Raw genomic sequence first — 20,574 nt, 5'->3', positions numbered from 1 at the left:
GGGACAGCGCGTGAAAAGACACAAGACAAATTTGGTTAACGCGCTGAAGAAAAAGGCGAAGGAGGAAGGTTTCGCCGTGTGCCGCATCGCGCATGCGGGGATATCCCCGCTTGCCGGCGAAAGGCTACGCGAATGGCTTTCGGAAGGGCGGCACGGTGACATGCTGTGGATGGAGGAGCGGGTCGAGCAGCGCTCCAGCCCCGCCGGACTGTGGCCCGAGGTGCGCTCGGTGATCATGCTCGGGATGAGCTATACCCCTGAAAGCGATCCGATGGCGCTGGCGGATCGGCCGGATCTTGGCCGCATCTCGGTCTATGCCCAGCGCAAGGATTATCATGATGTCGTCAAAGGCGCGCTCAAGCGGTTGGCGCAATGGTTCGTCCACCAGACCGGAGATGAGGTCAAAGTCTTTGTCGATACCGCCCCGGTCCTTGAAAAGGCCCTCGCCGAAAAGGCGGGGTTGGGATGGCAGGGCAAGCACAGCAATCTGGTAAGCCGTGAGCATGGCAGTTGGCTGTTGCTAGGCGCTATCTACACCACTGCGAAGCTGGAAGCCGATGCGGAAGGGGAAGAACGGTGCGGATCGTGCACTGCGTGCCAGACGGCTTGCCCGACCGATGCCTTTCCGGCGCCCTATCGCGTCGATGCGCGGCGTTGCATTTCGTACCTCACGATTGAGCATAAGGGCCCGATCGCACATGAATTCCGCAAGGCGATGAGCAACCATATTTACGGCTGCGACGATTGCCTTGCCGTTTGTCCGTGGAACAAATTTGCCGAAACCGCCTCCGTGCAAAAGGCGATGGCGCAGCGGCTGGAGCTATCCGAATTGCCTCTTTCAGACCTGCTTGCGCTGGAAGATGCCGGTTTTCGCGCGCTTTTTGCCGGTACGCCCATCAAGCGCACTGGGCGCGACAGGTTCATTAGAAATGCGCTGATCGCATCGGGCAACAGCAAAGACCTTGGTCTCGTGCCCCAAATCGTGCACTTGCTTGACGATGCCAACGCCATCGTTCGAGGCGCGGCCGTATGGGCACTGGCGCAATTGGATCCTGTACGGTTCGCCGCAGAGCGAGAAGCGCGCTTCAAACTTGAACGAGATGAATCGGTGCAAACCGAATGGCAGGTTAGCGCGCCGAAAGCGCACTGATGCATTGTGCGCGATCGACCTCTGCACCGTCGCTGCGACGGGCATCGACATGGATTACGATTTCCTGCCCATTGCGCCCTTCAGGATAGAGATAGGCATCGAGGATGCAGGCGCGTCCGCTGAACTGCAGCTTCCGCCCTTGAACCTCGACCACATCGAGCCGGGGCTGGCCAAACATGCGGACCAGCGTCGCCATGTCTTTGCCCATCACTGCATCCAGCCCGCGCACGGATTGGGCTTGTCGAGGAGCCGGCGTCGATGCGGCTGGGCGATCGAGCGGGATCGGATTGGCGTTCGTGCGCTTGTTATCGGCTTGTGCGGCCCCGGCAGTGAGCAGGGCCAGTGCGCTGATGATGGCTGCAATTCGCGTCACGTAACTTTCACCCGATATTTTCCATGCGCCATATGCACTGCAGATGCGGTCGCGACAACCGGGACGACGAATTGCAGCAAGGGCACCATCATTCCTGCCGCCCCGGCCAGCCCGAGCATCAGGCGCTCGCCCTTGCCAAAGGCAGCAAGGTGGTGGCCGTGGCGCGCGACCAGCATATCCTCAAGGTCGCGCCCGAGCAGCAAGGCGTTGACGCCCAGGAAAACCAGCGGAGCCCCTATGCCCGTGACGAGCAGGATCAGGTAAAAAGGCAGTGCAAGCAGGTTATAGCCCAGCGCCCGCATCGCCGATCGCAGTCCCATTTTGGCCGACTGCCAGTTGCTCGGCCGTTTGCCACGCGCCGCTTCGAACGGATAATGCTTCGCCTCGATGATATCGATGATGTCATCTGAAAAGACCCAGGTGATCGCAACCGCAACCATGCGGAACAGCACCAGGCCCGACAGGGCCAACATCGCGATGGCTGCCACCGCGCTTAACCCGCCGTCGTCGGCATAACCGAAATAGTGGAACGCCGAGTCAATCGCATACCATAGCCCGATACCGAGCAAGACGAATGCGAGCAGCGTCAGCAGCATGACACGGATGAGGATCATCATGATCCCCTTGTCCGAAAGGCTGGCGAAGCCGAACGAGATGGCCCTCAACATCCGCCCAAGATAATGCAGGTGTATTACACATGCAAGCCACTTGCCCTTTTGGCCAAGGCACATTAGGGCGCGCCAAACGCAATCAGGGACCCAATGATGACACAAACCCGCTACGACGTGCTGGCCATCGGCAATGCCATTGTCGACGTGATCTCAGACGCCGACGACGCCTTTATCGAGGCGCAGAAGCTCAACAAGGGCGGGATGACGCTGATCGATGCCGATCGCGCGCAATCGCTGTACGATGCCATGGGTCCGGGTCGGGAGATCAGCGGAGGCAGCGCGGCCAATACGCTGGCGGGGCTTTCGCGGCTCGGCCACAAGACCGCGTTCATCGGGCAGGTTGCGCAAGACCAATTGGGTGACGTTTTTGCGCATGACATCCGTGCGACGGGTATCGACTTTGATGTGCCCGCCCGTCCAGGACAGCCGCCGACCGCGCGCTGCCTGATCCTGGTGACGCCGGATGCCCAGCGCACGATGAATACCTTCCTCGGTGCGGCGCAATTCCTGCCCGAGACCGCTATCGACAAAGGCAAGATCGAAGATTCAGCCTGGCTGTATCTGGAAGGCTATTTGTGGAACGCACCTGAATCGCGTGCTGCGATGACGGGGGCGATTGCCATCGCAAAAAGCGCCGGTCGCAAGGTTGCGCTGACGCTGTCTGACGCCTTTGTTGTCGACGGGCATCGCGATGAATTCTTTGCGCTGATGGCTGACGGTTCGCTCGACCTGCTCTTCGCCAACGATACCGAAGTGCGCGCGATGATGCAGACCGACGATACCGAAGCCGCAGTCGCGGCGCTGGCGCAGCGCGTGCCGATGCTGGTTTGCACCCATGGTGCGGCGGGGGCAGAGGCGCATCGCGGCGCCGAACATGCGCGCGTTCCGGCCGAAACAGTCGATCGGGTGGTCGACACCACGGGCGCGGGCGACCTGTTTGCGGCTGGCGTTTTTGCCGGGCTCGCGGAAGGGCGCAGCCTCGAGGCGTGCCTTACCATGGGTGCCGTCTGCGCTGCGGAGGTGATCAGCCATTATGGCGCGCGGCCAGAGGCGGATATCCGCAAGATGGTGGACGAGCGGCTGGGCGCCTAACCCGGCAGCACCCGCACCACCGCGGGCCAGATGCCAAGGCCCCATACGATGTAGCGCGCGAAGCAGCCAAAGGCGAGCGCCCCCATCGCGACCTTGGTCGCCCAATGCAGGCTGCCGATCGTCTTCCTGTCCCACATCACCAGCGGGATGATGAAGGCAAAGGCGAGCAGGTTGCTGATCACATGCCCGGCCATGGTCGGCGGGAATACCGGCCAGCGGCCAAGCCCCGGTTCCACCATGCAGATGGTGAAGACCAGCATGAAACGCTTGTGCGCCTGCGGGTCGATCCGATTGCGCCAGCCCATCCACAACAGCAAAGCCATTGCCGGGACCGCGAGCAGCGGCACGGCAGACCAGCTTTCGGCATCGATGATCGGTGGGTGCAGCCCGCGCGGGATTGCCTGCATCGCGGTGAGATAGGCGATCGGAATCACGGCTGCGCCTAGCGCCATTCCCCAAACGCCCAGCTGCCGGTGGACATCGCGCCGCTTCGCCGCAACCAGCCGCACCTGCGTGTAGAATATCGCGAGCCAGCCGGTTGCAACCAGCCCGTGCAGCATCGTCATCACCGTTAGCGGCGGATTAGGCCGGGGATAGCTGACCATCTGCATCAGGTAGAAACTGGGTGCAAAGCCGATGAAGATCGCGATGATGATGGCGAGCGCCATGCGCCCATAGAAACGCCGTTCGGCGTCGATTGTTTGGGCAGCGGTCGCCATGTCCCTTCCTCCGGATTTGTTTTTCGGTGCGACCCGAAAGGCTGGGATTACGCTATCGCTCTGTGCGTTGTGACGGGTTTTTACACATTGTCCCGGCCATGGGAATCTGTCCAAAGGCATATAACGGTGGAAAAATGCCCCCGACCGGAAATGGCAACGCCCGGCTATCGAAAGCGTGTGGGCTTGCGCAAAATCAATTCCCGCCGCGCACAGCCTGTGCCACAAATGCGTTCAAGGGAGATGGGAATGGAAGACAGGAAGGCCCAACTGGCGCTGGTCGAACGCAGCCTTGAGCGCGTGGCGGAGGCGATCGGCGATATCACCGAACCGTTGATGGCGCGCTTCTACGCCGCGCATCCGGCGGCAGAGGAAAGCTTCGAACATCACGGCCTCGGCAAGCGCGCGTTGCTGGAAGCGGAGATGGTCGGCAATGTCCTCTATTGCCTGATGACCTGGTTCGAACGGCCAGAGGAGATCCGCATCATCCTCTATGATTCGATCCCCCACCACCAGGAAACGCTCAAAGTCGAGCCCGGCTGGTATGAAGGGATGCTGTGGGCGGGGATCGACCTGATCGAGGAAACGCTGCCCGAAGACGCAGCCGATGAGCGCGCGGCATGGGCGGCGATGCGCGCCGGATTGGCCGAGACGATAGCCAAGGCGCGGAGTTTTATCGGCTAAGCGCGCCGGAAGCGGCAGATGCAGAAGGGTTTCACGCGAAGGCGCAAAGGCGCGAAGAGTTCATCCGCGCGAAGCGCATTCTCCATTATCGTTACTGTCCGTCAAAAGCAGTGGTCGTACATGTAAAGCGGCTTCGCAGATTGGACTTCTTTGCGCCTTTGCGTCTTTGCGTGAAACGAAAAAGAGAGCTCACCCCTCCGGTGGGGGCGCAACCGTTACCGGGCCGATTTCCTTCAGGCACTCCTTGATCGGCGCAAGGTCTTCCACGCTGGTGGGCGGGTTGGAAACCAGGTCTTGCACGCTCTTGCCCGCCATCAGCTTGTCGGCGGCGCAATCGCAGACCTTATTGAGGTCGACATTGACGCCCTCGGGCACCTGCCCCTCCGCGGTCGCGGCGCAGCTGGCGACGATCGACTGGCGCACGGTGGCTTTCACATTTTCGTCAATCGCCCCGCCTTCGCCACAGGCGGCGAGCGACAATAGGGCAATCGGGGCAAGCGAAAGGGCGGAAAGGCGCATGGTATAAAGAACTCCTCCTGAGTGCTGTTGCCGATATGGGGCGGGGCGGGGGATTTTGAAGGGGGGGCAAAAAATGGCGGATTCTTCAGAAAGTAGAGGCGTTCCCCACCCCCTATAGGCCCTGCGCGGAAGGAGCTGATTTGCTCCCCCTCACGCCAAGCGCGCAAAGCACGCTAAAGCCGCGTCGCCGCACGCATGCAAACGACAGGATATTCAGCGCTGCGTCACAAAGGCCGCGGGCGTTTCAAAGAGCTTTGGGCATATTAGCAGAGCTGTTGGCGTGTAGGACAGCGGGATGCGGGTGCCCGTTTCCGGATCGTGGCACCGCTTGAGACAGCGCCTGCCGTCAAGCGCGCCGCGCTGTCAGGGGTGAAGCTGCATTTTCCCGACGGTCGGGCATGGGATGGCGTTGGCGAGTGGGGCTATGTGCGGGAGGCGGAGGATTTGTAGGAAGGCTATTTCTCCAACAACGGCTTCAAATAATGCCCCGTGTAGGACGCAGCCACCTTAACCACATTCTCCGGCGTCCCCTCCGCAACAATCTCCCCGCCCTTGACGCCGCCCTCGGGCCCAAGGTCGATGATCCAGTCGGCAGTTTTGATCACATCCAGATTATGCTCGATCACCACTACACTGTTGCCTTGTTCGACCAGCCGATGGAGCACTTCGAGCAGCTTCCTCACATCCTCGAAATGCAGCCCCGTGGTGGGCTCGTCCAATATGTAGAGCGTCTGGCCGGTGCTACGGCGGCTGAGTTCCTTGGCGAGTTTCACGCGCTGCGCCTCGCCGCCCGATAGCGTCGTTGCCTGCTGGCCGACCTTGACATAGCCGAGGCCGACCTCTGCCAGCATCGCCATCTTGTCGCGGATCGGGGGCACGGCCTTGAACACCTCCACCGCATCCTCTACCGTCATGTCCAGCACGTCGGCGATCGACAGCCCCTTCCACTTCACCTCCAGCGTTTCGCGGTTATAGCGTTTGCCGTGGCATTCCTCGCACGTCACATAGACGTCGGGCAGGAAGTGCATCTCGATCTTGATCACCCCGTCGCCCTGGCAGGTTTCGCAGCGCCCGCCCTTCACATTGAAGCTGAACCGGCCGGGCTTGTAGCCGCGCGCCTCTGACTCCGGGAGCCCTGCGAACCAATCGCGGATATTGGTGAAGGCGCCGGTATAGGTGGCGGGGTTGCTGCGCGGGGTGCGGCCGATGGGTGACTGGTCGATGTCGATCACCTTGTCGCAATGCTCCAGCCCGGTCACCTTGTCATGCGCGCCCGCGATCACCCGCGCGCCGTTCAGCTGCCGCGCCGCGGCGGCGTAGAGCGTGTCGATGGTGAAGCTCGATTTGCCCGATCCCGATACGCCGGTGATGCAGCAGAATGTGCCCAAGGGAATGGACGCCGTGACATTTTTCAGATTGTTCGCGCGTGCGCCGTGGAGGGTGAGCTTCTTGCCATTGCCCTTGCGCCGTTTCTTCGGAACCGCGATTTCGCGGGTGCCGTTCAAATAATCGGCGGTCAGGCTGCCCTTTGCCTTCAGGATCGTTTCGAGCGGGCCTTCGGCGATCACCTCCCCGCCATGCACGCCCGCGCCGGGGCCGAGATCGACCACCCAATCGGCAGTGCGGATCGCATCCTCGTCATGCTCGACCACGATTACGGTGTTGCCAAGATCGCGCAGCCGCTGGAGCGTGGCGAGCAGCCGGTCATTATCCTTCTGGTGCAGGCCGATGCTGGGTTCGTCGAGCACATAGAGCACGCCCGACAGGCCGGAGCCGATTTGCGAGGCGAGGCGGATGCGCTGGCTCTCCCCGCCGGATAGGGTGCCGCTGGTGCGATCGAGGTTCAGATAATCCAGCCCGACATTGTTGAGGAAACCCAGCCGTTCGTTGATTTCCTTCAGGATGGCGCGGGCGATCTGGCTTTGCGTGGGGGTGAGCTGCGCGTCGAGATTGCTGAACCAGTTCAGCGCGTCCGCCACGCTCATCCGCGTGGGTTCGGAGATGTTGGTGCCGGCGACTTTGACCGACAGCGCCTCGGGCTTGAGGCGTGCGCCGTGGCAGGTCTCGCAGGGCTGGCTCGTCTGGAACTTGCCCAGCTCCTCGCGCATCCACGCGCTGTCGGTCTGCAACATGCGGCGATTGAGGTTGCCGATCACGCCCTCGAACGGCTTGCGCACGGTATATTCCTTGCGCCCGTCCATGAAGGTCAGCTCGACCGGCAGCCCGCCCGTGCCGTGCAGGATGATCATCCGCTGATCGGGCTCAAGCTGGTTCCACGGGGTGGTGAGGTCGAAATCATAGGCTTTCGCGAGGCTCGCCAGCACCTGCATGTAATAGGGGCTGGGCGGGTTTGATTTCGCCCAGGGTACCACCGCCCCCTGCTTCAGGCTCAACCCCTCATTGGGGACGACGAGCTGCGGGTCAAACTCCAGCCGTTCGCCAAGGCCGTCGCAATCGGGGCACGCCCCCTGCGGCGCGTTGAAGCTGAACAGGCGCGGCTCGATCTCGGCAATGGTGAAGCCGCTGACGGGGCAGGCGAATTTCTCGCTGAACACGATGCGGTTGGGCGGCAGGCCTGTGCCTTTCATCGCGCCGCCGGTGACGTTGCTTGGGGCAGGGGTGAAGGTAGCGCGCGCTTCGCCAAAAGCGGTGGGAACGCTATCCGCGCCACCCATCGCCTCGGCCACCGTGCCATCCGCCAGATCGACAAAGGCCAGCCCTTCGGCCAGTTTCAGCGCCTGCTCGAAACTGTCCGCCAGCCGCGTCTGGATGCCGTCCTTCACGACGATGCGGTCAACCACAACCTCAATGTCGTGCTTGTATTTCTTGTCGAGCGCGGGGGCTTCTTCGATGGGGTAGAATTCGCCGTCGATGCGCACGCGGGTATAGCCCGCTTTCTGCCATTCGAGCAGTTCCTTGCGATACTCCCCCTTGCGCCCGCGCACCACGGGGGCGAGCAGATAGGCGCGCGTGCCTTCGGGCAACTGCATCACCCGGTCGACCATCTGCGTCACCGTCTGCGCGGTGATCGGCAGGCCGGTTGCCGGCGAATAGGGCACGCCAACCCGCGCCCATAGCAGGCGCATATAGTCATAAATTTCGGTAACCGTCGCAACCGTGGAACGCGGATTGCGCGACGTGGTCTTCTGCTCGATCGAAATAGCCGGGGAGAGGCCCTCAATATGCTCGACATCGGGCTTCTGCATCATCTCGAGGAACTGCCGCGCATAGGCGCTGAGCGATTCCACATAGCGCCGCTGCCCCTCGGCATAGATGGTGTCGAAGGCAAGGCTCGATTTGCCGCTGCCCGAAAGGCCGGTAATCACGATCAACTTGTCGCGCGGCAAATCGATATCGACGCCTTTGAGATTATGCTCGCGCGCACCGCGCACCGAAATATGGGTCAGGCTCATGAAATGATATGTTCCAGATTTGTTCGCAATGCGCAAGAGGGCGCTGTTCGGTTTCGAGATGGCGGCTCGCGGGGGGTTTTGCAACCCGGCGCTTTTGCTGTAAATTGAACATTATGCAGAGAATAGGGGCCAGATTCGCTGTGTATCGAAACGCAATCTATGCGCTGTTGGGCATCGCAGCCTTTGCTGCACCCGCATCGGCACAATCCGAAATCATTTTCGCTCCCGGCACCGGCGATCCCGCAACCGCGCCTGTGATGCAGCCGGTTCTGGCTTACAAGCGTTTCGCATGTACGGGCTTTGCCGAAGCAAAGGCACGGCTGACCCAGCATTATCCTGCCGAAGTGACCGAGGCTTCGATTGCGACGACCGCGCCATTGCCGCAGCGGCTCGACCGATCGCTGCTCGACGAGGCGCTCGCCAGCTATGAAAAGCATGTCTGCCGCTGGGGCAGCGGGGCCGGGCCTTCGCAGATCGTCGTGGTCGATTTCGCCAAGCGCAGTTCCGAACCCCGGCTTTATGTTGTCGATCTGGAAAGCGGGCACGGGCTTGATACGCCGATTGTCGTGGCACACGGCATCGGTTCGGATCCCGATGACGATGGCTTTGCCGATGCCTTTGGCGATGTGCAGGATAGCTGGATGTCCTCGCTCGGCGCGGCGCGCGGCGGGGAGCTCTATCGCGGGCGCAACGGCCTGTCGCTGCGGCTCGACGGGCTCGATCCCTCGAACAGTTCGATGCGCCAACGCGATATCGTGGTGCACAGCTATGCGCCCGAACGGCGGCGCTATTTCAACTACAGCCTGCTATCGGCACGCGGCGGAAAGCCGGGAACGAGCGAGGGCTGTTTCGTAGTCGAACCGCACCGGCGCGATTGGCTTTACGACCGGCTCCGCGACGGTGGTTTCCTCTATGCCGGGCTGGGCAAGGAAGGGCTGGCGCAGCGTGGAAAGCCCACGCCTATGCAACCCGCAGCGGCACCCCAATCGGCTTTCCAGCAGGTCCTGTTCCGCCAGGGAACCGGCACCGACTGAAACGCCGTGTTGTCAGGATTGCGGGGGTGCAGTCCCGCTTTGTGGTGCAAATAGCCGTTTCAACATCCGCTTTGCTGCGAACAGCCCCCAAATTGTGAGCGCCAAAAGGACCAGCGCAATGATGGCGGCGGCCACGGGATAGGCGAAGGCCAGTGCGAGCAGGCCGCCCGTTACCACATCCTCTGCGGTTGACAGGATAATGTTGCTGACCGGTTCTGGACTCGTGTTGACTGCGGCACGCGTCGTTGCCTTGGTCGCGTGGCTGGCCAATGCGGCACCCCCACCAAGCAAGAAAACGATGACCTGCCACACCGGGTCGCCTGCATCGACCACCGCCAGCGCGAGCAACGCGCCGCCCAGCGGGCGAACGAGCGTGTTGAGTCCATCCCAGATCGAATCGAGCCAGGCGATCTTGTCGGCGAAAAATTCTGCCAGCGCCCCGAGCCCTGAAATGCCGATCACCCAGGGATTGGCGAGCACATCGAGCATTTTGAGATTTTCGGGCAGGTCAACCGCGCCGAAATGCATGGCAAGCCCGGTTGCGAAAACGGTCAGATAGAGCCGCCATCCCGATAACAGGCTGACACTTGCGGCGAGCCCCAGCAATTCGACGATACCCATCCAGCTTCTCCGTGGATCAGTTTCGGATGAAACGATGGTGCCAGCTTAGTTCGGTGGTGGCAATGGGCAGGGGCAAGAGTTTACGCGAAAGCGCCGCTCACTCTTTTGTGAATGGATGGGTAGGTCATCCCGCCGGGTGTGTGGTTGACGGCGGGATGACCAAGGGGGGCGATGGTCGGATTTACCGTTTGCGTGGTTTGCGCGTGACGCTGGTGTCGCGCGTTACCATGCCGTTGGAGCGCGAAACCGTATCGGTGCGGTTATAGATCTCGATGCCATAGCGCGAAGCCGAGCGGTTGGCGGTAAATCCGTTATCGGTGCGGGCCTTGGAGCCTGAATAGCTATATTCGCCACCCTTGGGCCCAGTGCCACTACCGGTTGCGGTCCAGCCATTTTCGGTCTTGGTACGCTCATAATCATAAGAGGATGTTTGCCCGTTAAAACCGGTGCGCGTGCCGCTGCTCGTGAAGCCGGTGTCGGTGCGCTGGCGGTCCCGCGAAGTGGTCGCAACGGCACCGTCGCTTTTGCGGGTGACCGACTTGTCGGAACTGAATGTGCCAGCATCCTTGTCGCGCACGGTGGTTTTTGTACCGCTGGCCTTGGGGCCGTCAAAGGTTGAGGTACGGGTCTGTGCCTCGGCAAAAGCGGTGCCGGTCAAAAGAGCGACGGTGAGTGTAAACGCAATCAGCTTTTTCATGACTTGGTCCTTTGCTGTCTGTCGAAAGGGCCAATTTCAGCCCTTCAGACATTCAACGCACGACCGTCTGATTCCCTTCGCTGGTGGGTTCGATTTTTTCTTCCACCGGCGCATCGGTGTGCGATTGCAACATTTCCCGCAATTCCTGTCGGATCGCGCGGCGCTCGGCTGGCGAAGCGTTGCGCAACTGCTGGCGCAGTTCAAGGATGCGGCCCTGTTGTTCGGGTACCAATTCGCGGAACGCCTCGCGCCTTGCTTCGACAGCGGGTTGCAGCCGTCCTTCTGGAACATCGGCCGGTGTCGTTGCAACGGGCGCCGCTTCGCTCTGCAATTTCCGCCGGACGATTTCGCGGCGGATTGTCTGGCGCGTGGCCGGGTCGGTCCGCAAGCGATGCTCGGCCATGGCATGGCGCAGCTCCGGTATGGTGACGTCCCCATTTTGCACCAATGTGCGGATTTCCTGCCGGGCTATCGCCATGCGTTCGTGCCGTGGCAGCGTGCGGAATTCGGGATCGTCGCGAAGTCGCTGGTAAAGACTGCGCACCGCTTCGCGACCTTGCGGCGTCGGTTGGATCTTCGCGTCCCCGTTCTCGGCCGACATGCTGGCGGCTTTCGCCGCGGGCTTGGGGGCGATCTGCTCCCGTTTGGGCAACTCGACCAGGTCAGCCTTGGCCAGTGCATCGCTGACGACGGGGACATAGATCGGTTCCCCGAAAAATCCTGAAGCGGCAGCCGTGGCCGTGGCAAGGCTGAAGGTCGCCGCAATCGCAACTATGCCGCCCGAGCGACGCCAGCCACTTCCACCAAAGCGGCGGCGTGGTGATGGCAAATGTTGGGCGACATCGGTCGCTATATGGGGCAGGTCGCCTGCTTCGATGCGGGCAATCAAGCGATCGCCAAATCCCTGCGGCAAAGGCGGAACGGTAAGCCGGTCCAGCGCAGCGGAGACATTTGGCGGAAATGCTGGCTCGCTCATGCCACGACTCCCTTGCTTTCGACGCAGTCGCGCAGCGAACCGCGCGCGCGGAACAGCAGCGATTCAAAAGCCTTCACTTGCATCGCCAGGATTTCCGCAGCCATGCGGTTCTGCCTTTCCTCATAATAAGTGAGCACAATTGCCGCTCGCTGGCGGTCCGGCAGTGCCTCGATGCAGTTGGCGACGGCGTTTCGGACCTCATCCTCTTCGATGGTTTCATCGGCAAGCGGGCTTTCATCTGCACGCTCCGGAACTGCATCGTCGGCAACAAAGCGGCGACGGCGCAGGCGATCGAGGCAGGCGTTGGTGGCAACGCGCGTCAGCCAAGCGGCAACGCCGCTGCCTCCAGGCTGCCAGCGATCTGCATGTTGCCAAAGCCGCAGCAATGCCTCTTGCGCGACATCTTCCGCCTCTTGCCGGTCGCCGAGCATGCGATAGGCGATCCGCCAGGCGATTTCGGCATGGCGATCGGCGAGTAAACGCAGCGCAGATGTGTCACGCGCGGCGACCTGCGCCATTAGCGCATCGTCGTTTTGATCGATCAAATGCTGCGGCTGTGTCGCCATCATTCACCCTGTTTCCTGGCCATCGATGATATAACGCAGCGGTTACAAAAACCCTTCGCGAAAAAATCATGGCTTGGCAGCGGGCTCCATTCATGCTGCATTGGCCGTCGATGTCTGAAGAATTATTGATCCACCCCGTCACCGGCGAAGTCATGCCGCCCGCGACTCCTGCAGCCACCATGGTAATATTCCGCAACAATCCGGAGGGCGGCCCGCCGCTGATCCTGATGGTCGAGCGGGTGAAGTCGATGGCCTTTGCCGGGGGTATGGTCGTATTTCCGGGCGGCAAGGTCGATGATCATGACCGGGCCTATGCTGGTATTCTCGATCATGGTCTGGACTTGCATGAAGCCGCTGCGCGACTGGCCGTCATCCGGGAAACCATCGAAGAGGCAGGCCTTGCACTGGCGCTTGATGGAGTGACCGACGCCGCCGATTGTGCAGAGGCGCGTGCGGCACTCTTTGACGGTGCCAGCCTTAAAGAAATCTGCGACGATTTCGGCTGGACCCCGCAACTCCACCAGCTGGTGCCTTGGGCACGCTGGCGCCCACCCAATCTTGAAACGCGCGTGTTCGATACGCGCTTCTACCTGTTGGATGCTGGCGATGCGCATCTGCCAGCAGTGGTCGACAACACCGAAAACCGCATGCTGTTCTGGGATAGCGCGCCGGGGATACTAGACAAGATCGCCCGCAAAGAAGTTAAGGCCATATTCCCAACCGTGCGCAACCTGGAACGGCTGGCGCAATTTGAAAGTTTTGAAGATGCCGCTTCGCATGCCGCCCAATATCCAGTGAAATTGTTGCTGACCTATGTTGAGGAGCGTGACGGCGTTCCGCACATCTGCATTCCCGACGGGCACGGCTATCCGGTGGTGGCCGAAGCAATGACCACGGCAACGCGCGGCTAGACGCTTGGCGATTTTCGAACAGCTTCAGGGGCTATTGGGCGTTGTGCTCATCGTCCTTTTGGCATGGGCATTTTCTGAAAACCGCAAACAGCTTCCAAGCTGGCGCTGGATTGGCGGCGCGATGCTGTTGCAACTGGCGCTTGCGATTTTGATCGTGCGCGTGCCTCTGATCTGGGATGCGATCAATCTTGCCAACCATGCAGTACAGGCAATCGAAAAGGCAACATTGGTCGGTTCCAGCTATATGTTCGGTTATCTCGGTGGTGCCCCTTTGCCCTTTCCAATGGCGGAGGGCAGCCAGCCGCCGTTGATCATAGCCTTTCAGATCCTGCCGCTGGTGATCGTCTTTTCGGCAATCTCGGCCCTGCTCTGGCACTGGAAAATCCTGTCCTGGATTGTGCGGGGTTTGAGTTGGGCACTGCAGCGAACCCTGGGCGTTAGCGGCGTTGTTGGGCTGGGCGGCGGCGCGAACATATTCTTGGGCGTTGTTGAAGCGCCCTTGGTGCTGCGCGCTTATTTCGAACGGATGAGCCGGAGCGAATTGTTCATGGTGATGGCGCTCACCATGTCGACAATTTCGGGCGCTATCCTGATCCTTTACGCCACGACCCTGTCCAAGACCGTGCCCAACGCTGTAGGGCACATGATTTCCGCCTCGTTGATCTCACTGCCTGCGGCAGTGCTGATCGCGCGACTGATGTTGCCGGGCGATGGCAGTACAGCGACCGATCCCGATGATACCAGCCTCAAATATGACAGCAGCATCGATGCGATCATTCGTGGCACAATGGATGGGATACAACTGTTCCTCGCCGTGATTGGCGTGATCATCGTGGTTTTTGCGCTGGTCGCACTTGTGGACCAAATGCTGGGTGTGCTGCCAATGGTGGGCGGCGAGGAACTGACGCTGCGCCGAATGTTCGGTTGGTTGTTTGCGCCATTGATGTGGGCGATCGGCGTTCCATGGAGCGAGGCACCCACTGCAGGCGCACTGATGGGCACCAAGGCGATCCTCAACGAATATGTCGCTTATCTCGATCTGGCAGCGCTTCCGGCGGGCGAACTCGGGCCGCGCAGCCAGTTGATCGTCACTTATGCGCTGTGCGGCGTCGCCAATCTGGCGAGCGTCGGGTTGCTGGTCTCAACCATCGGCACGCTCTGCCCCGACCGCCGCGGCGAGGCCGCAGCGCTGGGTGTGAAGAGCTGGATTGCCGGCAACCTCGCCTCCGCGATGACCGGTGCGGTCATCGGGTTGGTGACTGCGGTTTAGATCAATCTTCCGGAGCGATGGTGACAACGAGGCCTTCGAGCGCGTCGTTCACCTGGATCTGGCACGACAGGCGCGAGCTTTCATTGCGGCTGTCGGTTGAGTCGAGCAGGTCATTCTCGTCTTCGCTCATCGCCGGAACCTTATCGGCAAAGGCGCTGTCGACATAGACGTGGCAGGTCGCGCAGCTGCAGCAGCCGCCGCAAAGCGCCAGCAATTCGTCAAAGCCGTTGTCGCGGATCACTTCCATCAACGAAAGGCCGTTCTGGGCTTCAACTTCCTGTGCCGAGCCGTTGCGGGCAATGACGGTAATCTTGGGCATGCGGAACTCCCCTGTACTAATCACGAATTTGCGCGCCTGATATAAGGCGCTTGACGTTAAGGGAAGCCACTTTTTGTGGACAAAAATCATCGGGCACTTGGCCTTGGGCGGGCCGCTCCCTATGTCCGGCAACCAAAGCAACAGGATTCTCGCAAATGTCAGACCGTCACGCGCCCGTTATCATCATTGGCTCCGGCCCCGCCGGCTATACCGCTGCGGTCTATGCCGCGCGCGCAAATCTAAAGCCGATGATTATCACCGGGGTCGAAGTCGGTGGTCAGTTGATGACCACGACCGAGGTCGACAACTGGCCGGGCGACGATGCTGGGGTGATGGGCCCAGAGCTGATGGAGCGGATGAGGAAGCATGCCGAGCGTTTCGGCACTCGGATCGAAAATGACTATATCGAAAAGGTCGATTTTTCGAAGCGCCCCTTCACGCTTACCGGCGGTGCAGGTGACTACACGGCTGATGCGGTGATCATCGCAACAGGTGCGAGCGCACAGTATCTGGGGCTGCCGTCAGAACAGGCGTTTATGGGCAAAGGTGTTTCGGCCTGCGCCACTTGCGACGGCTTTTTCTATCGCAACAAGCCCGTGGCGGTGATCGGAGGCGGAAATACCGCTGTCGAAGAGGCGCTCTACCTTGCCAATATCGCCAGCCATGTCACGTTGGTGCATCGTCGCGACAAGCTGAAATCCGAAAAGATCCTGCAAGACCGGCTTTTCGCGCGTGAGGCGGAGGGCAAGGTGACGATCAAGTGGAACCACACGCTCGATGAAGTGCTCGGCGATGCGATGGGCGTTACCGGTATGCGGATCAAATCGACGCAGGATGGTTCGACCGAGGATGTGGAACTCCACGGCGTGTTCGTTGCGATCGGCCACAAGCCGAACACGCAGATTTTCGAAGGCCATCTCGATATGGATGGCGGCTATATCAAGGTGCGTGGCGGCAACCAGCAACAGTCAACCGAAACCAGCGTCCCCGGCGTTTTTGCCTGTGGCGATGTGATGGACCATGTCTATCGCCAAGCAGTAACGAGCGCGGGCACAGGCTGCATGGCCGCGCTCGATGCCGAACGGTTTATCGACGCAAGTCTCTAGGATCTTGTCTTTGCCGGCATGAAGCTGCTCTTGCGGAGCAGCGCGGCGCTAATCAATGCAACCAGCATCCCTACAGGGGCAATTTCGGCCAAGGTGATTGCCACACGGAACAGCGGGTTGGCATATTGTACCTCGAACGCCTTCATCTCGGCAGTGAATTTGGCGATTTCAGCTGCCGGTGCACCTGCCGCCTGTTTGGCCGCTATTGTGCTGTCTACATACGCGCCCATGAAGCTGTAATCGGTGGCGTACATATAGATTTCCCAGCCAATCACATAGAAAAGCGACGCAACCGCCGCGATGCCCAGCCCGACGCCAACGGCAGGCCAGAAACGGATCACACCGCCCAACACCGTGTCGCGATATTTTTTTACACCAATGAACACCATGCTCAGTGCGACCAGCATGATGGTGTAGCCCACGAACACATTATGATCGTCGATCTCCGCACCCATCAACCACCCGACCAGGAAACTGCTGGCAAGCACCAAACCGCTTATGGTGCCGTAAACTCCGATAATCCGTCCCATATCCTGTCTCCTTTTTCTGGACGGGCCAGAGCTAAGCCGCCTTTACGACGCAGGCTATCGCCCAAACGGGTGATTGGGGCAGTATCGCCCGATTTCATGGTAATATGTCCAGCGTTCGCGCCTTGTGGATCGCCTCGGTCCTGTTGGCCGCTTCCAGCTTTTCGAACAGTCGCGCGACATGGGTCTTCACGGTATTGGGGGAAATGCCGAGCCGGCGGGCAATCACCTTGTTCGCAGCACCTGAGGCGAGCAGATCGAGCACCTCGCACTCGCGATCGCTGATGCCGAGCGAGCGAATAGCAGCAATATTGCGTTCGAATGCGGGACCACTCGGCCGCGCAGTCAGCCGGTTGCCGACCCAGATCCCCAATGCGACAAAAAAGATAGCGACGACGCCGACATAAAATTCGGTCGACCATGCGCGCACTGCATGTTTGTAGTCGAGCCATTCGAGCACAAATGCCCCGCCCGCCAGCGCCAATCCATAAAGGATCATCACCCTCCACATCTGCCCGAATAAACCATCTCGAAGGATGCGAGGCAAGTGACTTGCCAAGCATGGCTGTATCACATAGTTAACACAGCGGATGGGGGAGAAAAATCATGGCATTCAATCCGGCAGCGGAAACCGCCCGCTATATCGATAGCCTTGGGCCAGAGGCTTTGCAGAAAGCGGCGGACTATACCAGTGCGAGCCATTGGATGTCGCTCTGGGGTCTTCTCGCCTCCGCTGTTGTCACCTGGATCATCGTCCGGCTCGGCATTCTCGACAAGGTTTCGGCGAAACTGGAAAAGCGGGGATGGAGCCTGCGCACTTGGCTGGTGGGCTTCACCTATTTCATTTCCTCTGCCGTAATAGGCTTGCCCTGGGGTATCTACCAGGAGTGGGGTTTTGAAAAATCCTATGGTCGTACCGGCCAGCCGCTCGCAGACTTTCTGATGCAAGATGCAATCGGGACGGTACTTTCCAGCCTACTTGGCGCGCTGTTTTTCCTCGGAATTTATGCGCTGATCCGCAAGGCAGGCAAGCGCTGGTGGTTATGGTCGGGCGGGCTGGCCGCTATCGCAGGGGGCGCGACGTTGCTGCTTTCACCGGTGCTGATAGAGCCTCTCTTCAATGAGTATAAGCCGTTACAGGACGGCCCGGTAAAGGCGGCGCTGGTGGATATGGCGGCTGAGGCCGGCATTCCGGCAGACCGCATTTTTGTTTATGATGGCTCGCGCCAGTCGAACAATTTCACCGCCAATGTTTCAGGGCTATTCGGATCGAAGCGTATCGCGATTTCGGACGTGGCGCTGAAAGGCGCGTCGCTTGACGAAGTGAAGGCGGTGACAGGCCATGAAATCGGCCATTATGTCAGCGGCCATATCTGGCGGATGGTCGGCGTACTGGTGTTGCTCGCAATGGTGCTGTTCTTCCTCGCCGACCGCCTGTTTCCGCGAATGGCGCGACTGTTTGGCAGTACGGCCAGCATCGGCGATCCACACGGGCTGCCGATACTGATTTTCACCGTCGGCTTTCTTGGATTATTTGCCCAACCGGTAATGAACGCGGTCATTCGGCAGGGCGAGCGTGAGGCAGACAATTATTCACTTCGCCATGTGAACCTGCCCGACGCATTGGCAAGCGCGTTGGTGAAGACCGCCGAATATCGATACCCTAGGCCCAGCGCCTTGCAGGAGGCGTTGTTCTACACCCATCCATCGGTTGAATGGCGGGTGCGCAATGCGATGGAGTGGAAATCGAAGGGAATGGAAAAGGCGGGGCGTTAAGCCGCCGCCTTTTTCTCCAATCGGAATTTGTGCAGCAGCGGCTCGGTATAGCCGCTGGGCTGCGCTACACCTTCATAAACCAGCGCACGTGCGGCCTTGAGGGCGATGCTGTTGCCTTCCAGCTTTTCGTAGAACGGATCACCGGCATTCTGCGCGTCGACCTTGGCTGCCATCTTCGTAAAGGCGGCATCGACCTGTTCGGGGGTGCACACACCGTGGAGCAGCCAGTTGGCGATATGCTGCGACGATATGCGCAGAGTGGCGCGGTCTTCCATCAGGCCGATATCGTGGATGTCGGGAACCTTTGAACAGCCAATGCCCTGGTCGATCCAGCGCACGACATAGCCAAGGATGCCTTGTGCGTTATTCTCTAGTTCTTGCTGCACTTCTTCAGCAGACCAGTTGTGGCCACGCGGCGCTGCGGGGATGGTCAGCAAGGCATCGAGTGCCGGGGTTTCCTTGCTGGCCAGCTCCTTTTGCACCTCGAACACATCGACCATGTGGTAATGCATTGCGTGCAGTGTTGCGGCAGTGGGCGAGGGGACCCAGGCGGTGTTTGCGCCCGATTTGGGATGGCCGATCTTTTGCGCCATCATGTCTTTCATCATGTCGGGCGCGGCCCACATGCCCTTGCCGATCTGCGCCTTGCCCGAAAGCCCGCTGCTGAGGCCGATCTGGACGTTGCGCGATTCATAAGCCTGAATCCAGGTGCTCGCCTTCATGTCCGCTTTGCGGATCATCGGTCCGGCCTGCATCGCACTGTGCATCTCGTCGCCAGTGCGATCAAGGAAGCCGGTGTTGATGAAGACGATACGGTCGCGCACGGCATAAATGCACGCGGCGAGATTCGCGCTGGTGCGGCGTTCTTCGTCCATCACGCCGACCTTGATCGTGTGCCGGTCGAGACCCAGCAGGTCTTCGACTGCATCGAACAGGTCGTTGGTGAAGGCGCATTCCTCTGGCCCGTGCTGCTTGGGCTTGACGATATAGATGCTGCCCGCGCGGCTGTTCCTGTATTTGCCCAGACCGAGCAGGTCGTGCATCGCGCAGAGCGAGGTGAAGACCGCGTCGAGAATGCCCTCGGGCGCTTCGCTGCCATCCGATAGCAGCACCGCAGGGTTGGTCATCAAATGACCGACATTGCGCACAAACATCACCGAGCGGCCGTGCAGCAACTCTTCATCCCACTCGCGATCATCTTCGAGCGCGCGGGTCATGGTGGTGCCGCCTTTTTCAAAGCTGGCGGTTAGATCGCCGCGCATCAGGCCGAGCCAGTTAGTATAGCCCTTCACCTTGTCTTCGGCATCGACTGCCGCAACCGAATCCTCAAGATCGATGATGGTCGTCAGTGCGGCTTCGAGGATCACATCTGCGATGCCTGCCTTGTCGGTCTTGCCGACCGGATGTTCGCGATCGATGACGATTTCAATGCCAAGGCCATTGTGGCGCAACAGGATATCGTCACCGCGGCGGATGATCGGAACCGAGGCGTCGGCCAATTGCAGGTCGCCGCCATCCCAATCCGCCCAGCTGCCATTGGCGAGCGGTGCTGCCTGATCGAGGAATTTGCGCGCATAAGCGATCACCGCATCGCCGCGTTCTGTATCGTAACCTCCGGGGCGTGCCGCCGGGGCATCGAGCACATCAGTGCCGTACAAGGCGTCATAGAGGCTGCCCCAACGCGCATTAGCGGCATTGAGCACGAAACGATCGTTGAGCGCGGGCACCACCAATTGCGGGCCGGCCATCAGCGCTATTTCGGCATCGACATTTTTCGTGCCGATCTCAAATCCGACAGGCTCGGGAACCAGATAGCCGATTTCGGTCAGGAATTTCCGGTAAGCGCCCATATCGGCAATCGGGCCGGGATTTGCCTTGTGCCATGTATCAAGCTTGGCCTGAATGTCATCGCGCTTGGCAAGCAACGCGCGGTTGACCGGCACGAATCGCGCAAGGATATCGGCAAGCCCTTGCCAAAGCGCAGCGGCCTCTACACCGGTTCCGGGCAAAGCCTTGCTCTCGACAAAATCGGCCAGAATGGACGCAATTTGCAGTCCGGCGCGGTTCACATAGTCTGACATATTGGCTCCAATAGGTGGGTTTTGGGGCCTGGGGAGATCGGCTTTATGCTCTGCGCGTGCCCTAGCCGCACT

The 20,574-nt window shown here is 60.3% G+C and carries 22 protein-coding genes; 9 read left to right on the top strand and 13 right to left on the bottom strand.

The window, feature by feature from the left end:
- The first annotated feature begins 10 nt into the window (after positions 1-10).
- On the top strand, positions 11-1,150 hold the full coding sequence (gene queG, locus ACFSAG_RS13980; protein ID WP_381516000.1) for a tRNA epoxyqueuosine(34) reductase QueG: 1,140 nt from the start codon (positions 11-13) through the stop codon (positions 1,148-1,150).
- On the opposite strand, the gene ACFSAG_RS13975 is transcribed toward queG, so the two are convergent.
- Complete coding sequence (locus ACFSAG_RS13975) at positions 1,128-1,523, bottom strand: hypothetical protein (RefSeq protein ID WP_374614362.1); 396 nt, start codon at positions 1,521-1,523, stop codon at positions 1,128-1,130. The two genes, queG and ACFSAG_RS13975, sit on opposite strands and share 23 nt — an antisense overlap.
- The gene (locus tag ACFSAG_RS13970) at positions 1,520-2,191 is read right to left on the bottom strand and encodes an EI24 domain-containing protein (protein ID WP_381515995.1); all 672 of its coding nucleotides are present in this window, start codon (positions 2,189-2,191) and stop codon (positions 1,520-1,522) included. The genes ACFSAG_RS13975 and ACFSAG_RS13970 overlap by 4 nt, the downstream gene beginning before the upstream one ends.
- Positions 2,192-2,287: 96 nt before the next feature.
- On the opposite strand from ACFSAG_RS13970, the gene ACFSAG_RS13965 reads away from it, so the two are divergent.
- A complete protein-coding gene (locus tag ACFSAG_RS13965) occupies positions 2,288-3,286 on the top strand; it encodes an adenosine kinase (RefSeq protein WP_381515991.1) in 999 nt (332 codons plus the stop codon).
- Here the strand turns inward: ACFSAG_RS13965 and ACFSAG_RS13960 are convergent.
- A complete protein-coding gene (locus ACFSAG_RS13960; RefSeq protein ID WP_381515988.1) occupies positions 3,283-4,005 on the bottom strand; it encodes a hypothetical protein in 723 nt (240 codons plus the stop codon). The two genes, ACFSAG_RS13965 and ACFSAG_RS13960, sit on opposite strands and share 4 nt — an antisense overlap.
- A 246-nt stretch (positions 4,006-4,251) precedes the next feature.
- On the opposite strand from ACFSAG_RS13960, the gene ACFSAG_RS13955 reads away from it, so the two are divergent.
- The gene (locus ACFSAG_RS13955; protein WP_381515985.1) at positions 4,252-4,686 is read left to right on the top strand and encodes a hypothetical protein; all 435 of its coding nucleotides are present in this window, start codon (positions 4,252-4,254) and stop codon (positions 4,684-4,686) included.
- 189 nt (positions 4,687-4,875) lie between these two features.
- Here ACFSAG_RS13955 and ACFSAG_RS13950 read toward each other — a convergent pair whose 3' ends face one another.
- Positions 4,876-5,205 carry a hypothetical protein gene (locus ACFSAG_RS13950; RefSeq protein WP_381515982.1) on the bottom strand — a complete coding sequence of 110 codons (330 nt, stop codon included), beginning with the start codon at positions 5,203-5,205 and terminating at the stop codon, positions 4,876-4,878.
- 318 nt (positions 5,206-5,523) lie between these two features.
- Here ACFSAG_RS13950 and ACFSAG_RS13945 point away from each other — a divergent pair, with 318 nt between their 5' ends.
- Positions 5,524-5,655, top strand: a complete 132-nt coding sequence (locus ACFSAG_RS13945; RefSeq protein WP_381515979.1) for a hypothetical protein — start codon at positions 5,524-5,526, stop codon at positions 5,653-5,655.
- A gap of 5 nt (positions 5,656-5,660) precedes the next feature.
- Here ACFSAG_RS13945 and uvrA read toward each other — a convergent pair whose 3' ends face one another.
- A complete protein-coding gene (gene uvrA / locus ACFSAG_RS13940) occupies positions 5,661-8,618 on the bottom strand; it encodes an excinuclease ABC subunit UvrA (RefSeq protein ID WP_381515977.1) in 2,958 nt (985 codons plus the stop codon).
- A gap of 140 nt (positions 8,619-8,758) precedes the next feature.
- Between uvrA and ACFSAG_RS13935 the strand changes: the two genes are divergently transcribed.
- Complete coding sequence (locus ACFSAG_RS13935; protein ID WP_381515974.1) at positions 8,759-9,652, top strand: murein L,D-transpeptidase catalytic domain-containing protein; 894 nt, start codon at positions 8,759-8,761, stop codon at positions 9,650-9,652.
- 12 nt (positions 9,653-9,664) lie between these two features.
- Here the strand turns inward: ACFSAG_RS13935 and ACFSAG_RS13930 are convergent, their stop codons facing one another.
- The 4 genes from ACFSAG_RS13930 to ACFSAG_RS13915 form a co-directional block, all read right to left on the bottom strand.
- A complete protein-coding gene (locus ACFSAG_RS13930) occupies positions 9,665-10,273 on the bottom strand; it encodes a DUF4126 domain-containing protein (RefSeq protein ID WP_381515972.1) in 609 nt (202 codons plus the stop codon).
- A gap of 181 nt (positions 10,274-10,454) precedes the next feature.
- Positions 10,455-10,970: a hypothetical protein gene (locus tag ACFSAG_RS13925; RefSeq protein WP_381515970.1), complete on the bottom strand. Its 516-nt coding sequence runs from the start codon at positions 10,968-10,970 to the stop codon at positions 10,455-10,457.
- A gap of 52 nt (positions 10,971-11,022) precedes the next feature.
- Positions 11,023-11,946, bottom strand: a complete 924-nt coding sequence (locus tag ACFSAG_RS13920; RefSeq protein ID WP_381515967.1) for a hypothetical protein — start codon at positions 11,944-11,946, stop codon at positions 11,023-11,025.
- On the bottom strand, positions 11,943-12,515 hold the full coding sequence (locus ACFSAG_RS13915; RefSeq protein ID WP_381515964.1) for a sigma-70 family RNA polymerase sigma factor: 573 nt from the start codon (positions 12,513-12,515) through the stop codon (positions 11,943-11,945). The genes ACFSAG_RS13920 and ACFSAG_RS13915 overlap by 4 nt, the downstream gene beginning before the upstream one ends.
- A 107-nt stretch (positions 12,516-12,622) precedes the next feature.
- Between ACFSAG_RS13915 and ACFSAG_RS13910 the strand changes: the two genes are divergently transcribed.
- On the top strand, positions 12,623-13,423 hold the full coding sequence (locus ACFSAG_RS13910) for an NUDIX hydrolase (protein ID WP_381515961.1): 801 nt from the start codon (positions 12,623-12,625) through the stop codon (positions 13,421-13,423).
- Positions 13,424-13,427: 4 nt separating this feature from the next.
- Entirely contained in the window at positions 13,428-14,693 is a 1,266-nt protein-coding gene (locus tag ACFSAG_RS13905) for a NupC/NupG family nucleoside CNT transporter (protein ID WP_381515958.1), read from the top strand.
- Position 14,694: 1 nt separating this feature from the next.
- Here ACFSAG_RS13905 and ACFSAG_RS13900 read toward each other — a convergent pair whose 3' ends face one another.
- The gene (locus ACFSAG_RS13900; RefSeq protein WP_374612988.1) at positions 14,695-15,012 is read right to left on the bottom strand and encodes a 2Fe-2S iron-sulfur cluster-binding protein; all 318 of its coding nucleotides are present in this window, start codon (positions 15,010-15,012) and stop codon (positions 14,695-14,697) included.
- 155 nt (positions 15,013-15,167) lie between these two features.
- On the opposite strand from ACFSAG_RS13900, the gene trxB reads away from it, so the two are divergent.
- A complete protein-coding gene (trxB, locus tag ACFSAG_RS13895; RefSeq protein WP_381515955.1) occupies positions 15,168-16,118 on the top strand; it encodes a thioredoxin-disulfide reductase in 951 nt (316 codons plus the stop codon).
- Here trxB and ACFSAG_RS13890 read toward each other — a convergent pair.
- Positions 16,115-16,648: a DUF4199 domain-containing protein gene (locus ACFSAG_RS13890; protein WP_381515952.1), complete on the bottom strand. Its 534-nt coding sequence runs from the start codon at positions 16,646-16,648 to the stop codon at positions 16,115-16,117. The two genes, trxB and ACFSAG_RS13890, sit on opposite strands and share 4 nt — an antisense overlap.
- Positions 16,649-16,742: 94 nt before the next feature.
- The gene (locus ACFSAG_RS13885) at positions 16,743-17,156 is read right to left on the bottom strand and encodes a response regulator transcription factor (RefSeq protein ID WP_381515950.1); all 414 of its coding nucleotides are present in this window, start codon (positions 17,154-17,156) and stop codon (positions 16,743-16,745) included.
- Positions 17,157-17,251: 95 nt separating this feature from the next.
- Between ACFSAG_RS13885 and ACFSAG_RS13880 the strand changes: the two genes are divergently transcribed.
- Positions 17,252-18,421: a M48 family metallopeptidase gene (locus ACFSAG_RS13880; RefSeq protein ID WP_381515948.1), complete on the top strand. Its 1,170-nt coding sequence runs from the start codon at positions 17,252-17,254 to the stop codon at positions 18,419-18,421.
- Here ACFSAG_RS13880 and ACFSAG_RS13875 read toward each other — a convergent pair.
- Positions 18,418-20,502, bottom strand: coding sequence for a malate synthase G (locus ACFSAG_RS13875; protein ID WP_381515946.1), 2,085 nt, complete (start codon positions 20,500-20,502; stop codon positions 18,418-18,420). The two genes, ACFSAG_RS13880 and ACFSAG_RS13875, sit on opposite strands and share 4 nt — an antisense overlap.
- Positions 20,503-20,574: the final 72 nt, after the last annotated feature.

The sequence above is a fragment of the Sphingorhabdus buctiana genome, assembly GCF_042680825.1.
GTDB lineage: Bacteria > Pseudomonadota > Alphaproteobacteria > Sphingomonadales > Sphingomonadaceae > Sphingorhabdus_B > Sphingorhabdus_B buctiana.
Note: the sequence above shows the minus strand (reverse complement) of the source record. Positions and strands in the feature narration are given on the sequence as shown.